This is a genomic window from Bradyrhizobium sp. LeoA1Lang, from assembly GCF_055413685.1.
Genome location: NZ_JBVAPG010000297.1, coordinates 1 through 5,128, shown reverse-complemented (window position 1 = coordinate 5,128; position 5,128 = coordinate 1). Strand labels below are relative to the sequence as shown.

Below are 5,128 nucleotides of genomic sequence, written 5' to 3'. Positions count from 1 at the left end.
CTCCCGAAGCGACGCCGCCCACAACGCAAGCGTCTCCTCAATCGACGCTGCCTGCGTCCACGATCTTCGAATCATGGTTGCCCATGGATTCAGAAACCCACTAAAAAAACAACTGTAATGCTAGTCCTATCCGTCTGTTGTCCTGTTTGCGCCGATGATGAGGTTGCAAGGAATGGAAGTATGGCGACTGCCAACAGCGTTCGCATATTCAGCATATTTTTCCTCCTTGAAGACGTTGGATAGCAGCGTAGTGCGGGTCTCGATCCGATCGGGGCGGGGTTACAACAATCCGAAAGGTTTTCAGCTCGCCCGCGCTGGTGCCAAGGCCGCCTGCAATAAAGGGAAGAACGGCAAGAACCACATATCGACGTAGATCAATGGCGCAGACCGGGCGATGTGTCCTGCAACGCTAGCCAAAGTCCCGGCCTTGCTGCATGGCGCACCAATTTGCGCCATACGATGCGGGCGAAGCCAAGGCTGGAGCCGAGCGCGCTGCTACGCGGTACCTTGCAGCGCGAGCACTTGATCTCGAGCCAGCCGTACCTCGCGTTGATCGCCTGGTCGATCGATCGGCCCGCCATAAGCCCACATGCGCTTGTTCGAACTCTCGGCGGCGAGAGCGTCCGCCTCGCGGATTAGCACCTCACCGGCGTCGCGCTTTTCGGCGGCGCGTTCGGCCAAGATCTTGGTCAAACGCCTGCGTCTTCGTCAGCCCCTTTGCGGGCGCTTTACGGTCGCCGCCGGAAAGGGCGTTGGATGATGTTTCGGGGCCGTGCCAGAGACAAGAGATCCGTGAACAGGCGTTAACATACAGACGGTTGGCAAGGTTTTGGCGGGTCTGCGAGGCATGGGTCCAGCGCGACCGGCAATCAATGGATCGGCGACTTCAAGGAAGAATGATTCTCCTCGATGATTCTCCTGTGGGGATCATCTCGTGCCATCGTAAACCTCCCCGCGCACGCGCTATCGAGTTCCCTTCTGGTGAGTGCCTAAATTTCAGTCGGGCGTTGAGGCAAAATAAGCTAATTATTTCAGTGCGTTGGTCGATCACGCACACTCACAGCGCCGTGATATTTGTGCAACATGCGTCCGAAAAGAAGCGGAGGTACCTGCGGACTCCTCTCTCTTTTGTTGCGCGTTTGGAGACCTTCGTTTCTTATGGAACAGCGACGGAGGGGGCATCCCGAAGTCGTCCCGTTCTTGGTGGTTCGCTTAAGTCCCTCGCGTTTTCGCGGGAGTCCGAAAGCGCGAAGCGGCTTGACGGGTTTTGGGGGGACTAGGGAATCAGCTTCAGGGTTTTTACCCGGCGGATCCGCAGCTCTTCCTTACAGAGCAACTTGGAGGTTTAACATGAAGATGGTTAAGAGCCTTATCCTCGGCTCAGCGGCGGGTCTGCTCGCCATGGGCGGGGCACAGGCGGCCGATCTTCCCGTCAAGGCCAAAGCGGTCGAGTACGTGAGGATCTGTTCGCTCTACGGCGCCGGTTTCTGGTACATCCCCGGGACCGACACCTGCATGAAGATCGGTGGTTACCTGCGTGTCGACACCACGTTCAACGGCAGCATCTACAATCAGCCGGCGTGGTCGGGCGACCTCGGTCAGCAGAACCGGTATGCCGACTACTTCGCCGCCCGCTCCCGTATGGCGCTGACGGTCGATACCCGCACCGCGACCGAATATGGCGTGGTCCGTACCTTCGCTCAAGCCGACTTCCAGTTCTCGACGCTCGGCGGCAGCACCACCAACCCGAACTCGATCAACGGTTCGCTCCCGGTCGCGGGCTCTCAGTTGCTTGACACTCCCGGCGGCGGCTATGTCGCGGTCGAATTCGTGTTCATCCAGTTCGCGGGCTTCACCTTCGGTAAGTCGGCATCGGCCTACGCGACGCCGTGGCATGGTTATCCGGGCAACAACTCGTCGTTCCTGCTCGGCGGTCATGACACCGTCACCGGCGTGAACAACATCCAGTACACCGCGCAGTTCGGCAACGGCGTGTCGGGCACCATCGGCCTCGATGATCCGACCGTCTTCGACCGCACCGTCGTGGCCAACCTGACCGTGCCGCTCACGTCACAGGGCGCTGTCGCCAACGCCTATGCCGGCGTGCATGCGCCCGACGTCGTCGGTAACATCCGCATCGACCAGGCTTGGGGTCTGTTCCAGATTTCGGCTTCGGCGCATGAAGTCAACGGCTCCTACAATGTCCTGAATACGGTCGGTGCTCCTGCCGGTGCGGTCGGTCTGCCGGGTGCGGCGCCGACCAATCTGTCTGAACTCTCCGGTCACCCCGACACCAAGTGGGGCGGCGCGGTGATGGCTGCGTTGCAGATCAAGAACATCCCGACCGGTCCCGGCGACGACTTCAAGATCGATGCCACCTTTGCCAAGGGTAACACCAAGCAGGTGATCTCGACGTCGTCGACATCGCCTAACCCGTTCTCGATGTTCGGTAGCGGTAATTTCGGTTCCTTCGGGAGCATCGGCTTCGGGGCGGTGACGGACGGAGTATATGCACCGGCTGGCTTGGCGGGTCCGTTGTTTGGTGCTGATGGGAAAATCCATCTGACGACAGCATGGGGCGTCCGTGGTGCGTTCAACCACAACTGGGATCCCTACTGGTCGAGCAGCTTGTTCGGCAGCTACTCCAGCGTGAGCTACGATAACACGGCAAAATTCTTCGTCTGCTCCACCTTCACTGCTGCCCGCCTCACAGCGACCAGTGCCGACTTCAGCTGTAACCCCGACTTCAACGTCTCCCAGCTCGGTACGATCACCCGCTGGACCCCGGTCAAGAACCTGACGTTCTCGGGCGAATTCATGTGGTTCCACCTCGACCAGAAGTTCACTGGCTCTGCTATCCTTACCCCGTCGGCGCCGATGCCGACCGCTCGGTACGACTTCAAGGATCAGGATACGTTCAGCTTGAACGTCCGCGTTCAGCGCAACTTCTGATCCTCGTTTCACACGAAACTTAATCAAGCCCCCCGGCAAGCGATTGCCGGGGGTTCTGTTTGCGCGACAGGGCTTTTAGTATGCGGTGCAGTGAGGACGTGGCCTCGGATAGACTGCGCTACGAAGGTAACGGGGCCTTTTCGGCCGCGGCCTTTTCAAGCTGATGGTTCAAACTGGCGAGCCTGTCGATCACCCTGTCGAGTTCAGGGCGCCCAAACTCAGCCAGAACTAGCTCATGCAGCGCATCTTGTTCAGACGACAGCATCGCCAGATGCGAGTAGGCAGCTTCTGTCAAAGAGAGAGTTGCTAGCTGAGTGTTCGAGGAGGGGGACTCACGTTGAAGCAGACCCGCTCTCTCCAACAGATTCAATTGCCTCACGACAAAAGATGTATTCACCTGCAGTGTCTTCGCTATGGCCTCGATGGATACACCATCGCGTCCGTCTAACTCGGCCAAGGCAACAATAATGATCCACTGAGCATCGGTTATGCCCAGATGCTGCGCCCAGTAGTGGCGAATGGCCTCCAGACGACTGACCATTGCGGTGACTTCCGAAATGAACCTGCGGCCCGCTTCGTAGTTTCTCATGGAAACCTGCCGACGTGAAATCTCCGCGTGTGGAGATACTGATCTCGCGCTCAGGTTTTGTAAAGGAGATTCGGCTTGCCTGCTGCGGCCTTTGTCTTGCGCTCTTACAAGGAAGCTCGCGGCTCCTCGACCTGATTAATTGCTTAAGTAACTCTGTAGAAAGCCTCGCGAGAGAAACTGCGGAGGCTCGTGCACGTCAGTGAAAATGGATTATCCAGCAAACATTATTTTGCTCAGTCTGAACTTGCGAACCCCACTCGGTCCACGAGCTGACGATATCGCGCTGTCCCCCGCATCGCCTTGAATGCAGGATCGATAAGGATACCAAGAATATCCTGTTCCTGCCGCCTGATCGATTCCTCGAGATACTGGAGGGCCAAATCAATGTCGCCGAGGAGTGCAGCGCTCACCGCGAGCTTGTAGACGGGTTCACTGCCGAGGGCGTATTGGCGTTTCTGTTCGGCGAGCATCGCTTCCAGGAGACCTCGTTCACCGCCGCTGCGTAGGCCATTTTCAGCGGCGGTCGCGATTGCAATGCGCGCGTTGTTCTTGGTCATCTCGGCAGCCGTTCGATACTCACGCAAGAAGTCCTGATAGCGCTGCTGACTGAGATAGATCGTCGCGAGATATTCGGGAGGCGCGCGAAGGTTCGGTTCGGCATCTGCAAGCTGCCGCAGGATCGTGACGGCGTCAGTGGACCGGCCTGCGTGAAACAGAATGAGCGCCTTGTTGGCCAAGATCACGCGGGATTCTGGATTGAGCTCCTGCGCCTTGGTGATTTCCCGCAAGGGAATGTCGAATCTGCCGCTGTGCATCAGTGTCAGCGCATACCAGTGACGCGTTTGAGCGGAGGAGGGATCAAGCGCGATCGCTCGCTCGAAAAGCTCCCGCGACTGGGTGAAATTCCTTGACCAGTAAAACTCTGTGAACGCGAGCGACGCATATGCGTCAGCCAGATCAGGGTCCAGTGCGATGGCCCGTTCGGCCGCAGCCTTGGCACGGGGGTAGGCTTCGTCCGCAGGCATGAGCGTGAATTGGCTGATCGTATTATAGGCGTCCGCAAGCTTCGCATAGGCAACGGCATAGTGCGGGTCGCGGATCGTGGCCTCAGTGAAGTACTGAATTGCGCGCGTGAGGCCGTTCGATTGACGGGTGCCGAGATGGTAGACGCCTGTCAAATAAAGGTCCCGCGCTTCAGGCGAGGGTTCGTAGGGAGGCTTGCCGGAGTGAACGAGATCGATCTGGCGGGACGGCTTCAGGGACCGCTGGTCAAGCACGCCGAGAGCGGCAAACCCGAGTGCCGCAAATGACAAAACGATGACCGCCGCAAGTCGCCAGCGGGACGATATGGCCGTGAAGAAGAGACGCGGAGTTCTTTGATCTGGTTCAGCGCGTGAGGCAGGTGCCGTTGTTACCTCAACGGCCAAATCTGCGGAAGGAGCTGCCGCAGACGCTTCGGTTGAGGGTGTCAGAAAGAATGTGTAAGCAGGTTTCTGTGAGTTTACCTTACCGAGGAGACTCACATGACGACCGACACGACGATTACACCTGAACTGCTGGATCAACTGCTTGCTAACTATGAGAAGC

The 5,128-nt window shown here is 58.2% G+C and carries 4 protein-coding genes; 1 reads left to right on the top strand and 3 read right to left on the bottom strand.

All coding sequences use genetic code 11. The features are described from left to right. Nucleotides 1-495: 495 nt before the first annotated feature. On the bottom strand, nt 496-693 hold the full coding sequence (locus ACZYOF_RS42050) for a hypothetical protein (RefSeq protein WP_463719423.1): 198 nt from the start codon (nt 691-693) through the stop codon (nt 496-498). Between the two features lie 657 nt (nt 694-1,350). On the opposite strand from ACZYOF_RS42050, the gene ACZYOF_RS42045 reads away from it, so the two are divergent. After that, nucleotides 1,351-2,952 carry a porin gene (locus tag ACZYOF_RS42045; protein ID WP_130584076.1) on the top strand — a complete coding sequence of 534 codons (1,602 nt, stop codon included), beginning with the start codon at nt 1,351-1,353 and terminating at the stop codon, nt 2,950-2,952. Between the two features lie 118 nt (nt 2,953-3,070). Here ACZYOF_RS42045 and ACZYOF_RS42040 read toward each other — a convergent pair whose 3' ends face one another. After that, nucleotides 3,071-3,541: a MarR family winged helix-turn-helix transcriptional regulator gene (locus ACZYOF_RS42040; RefSeq protein ID WP_463719422.1), complete on the bottom strand. Its 471-nt coding sequence runs from the start codon at nt 3,539-3,541 to the stop codon at nt 3,071-3,073. Between the two features lie 233 nt (nt 3,542-3,774). Then, nucleotides 3,775-5,128 (bottom strand): tetratricopeptide repeat protein (locus ACZYOF_RS42035; RefSeq protein WP_463719421.1); only part of this gene is annotated, 1,354 nt, incomplete at its 5' end.

Excerpts from the sequence above, each read along its gene's own strand:
- ACZYOF_RS42040 (WP_463719422.1), bottom strand. The coding sequence starts at position 3,541 with ATGAGAAACTACGAAGCGGGCCGCAGGTTCATTTCGGAAGTCACCGCA.
- ACZYOF_RS42045 (WP_130584076.1), top strand. The coding sequence starts at position 1,351 with ATGAAGATGGTTAAGAGCCTTATCCTCGGCTCAGCGGCGGGTCTGCTC.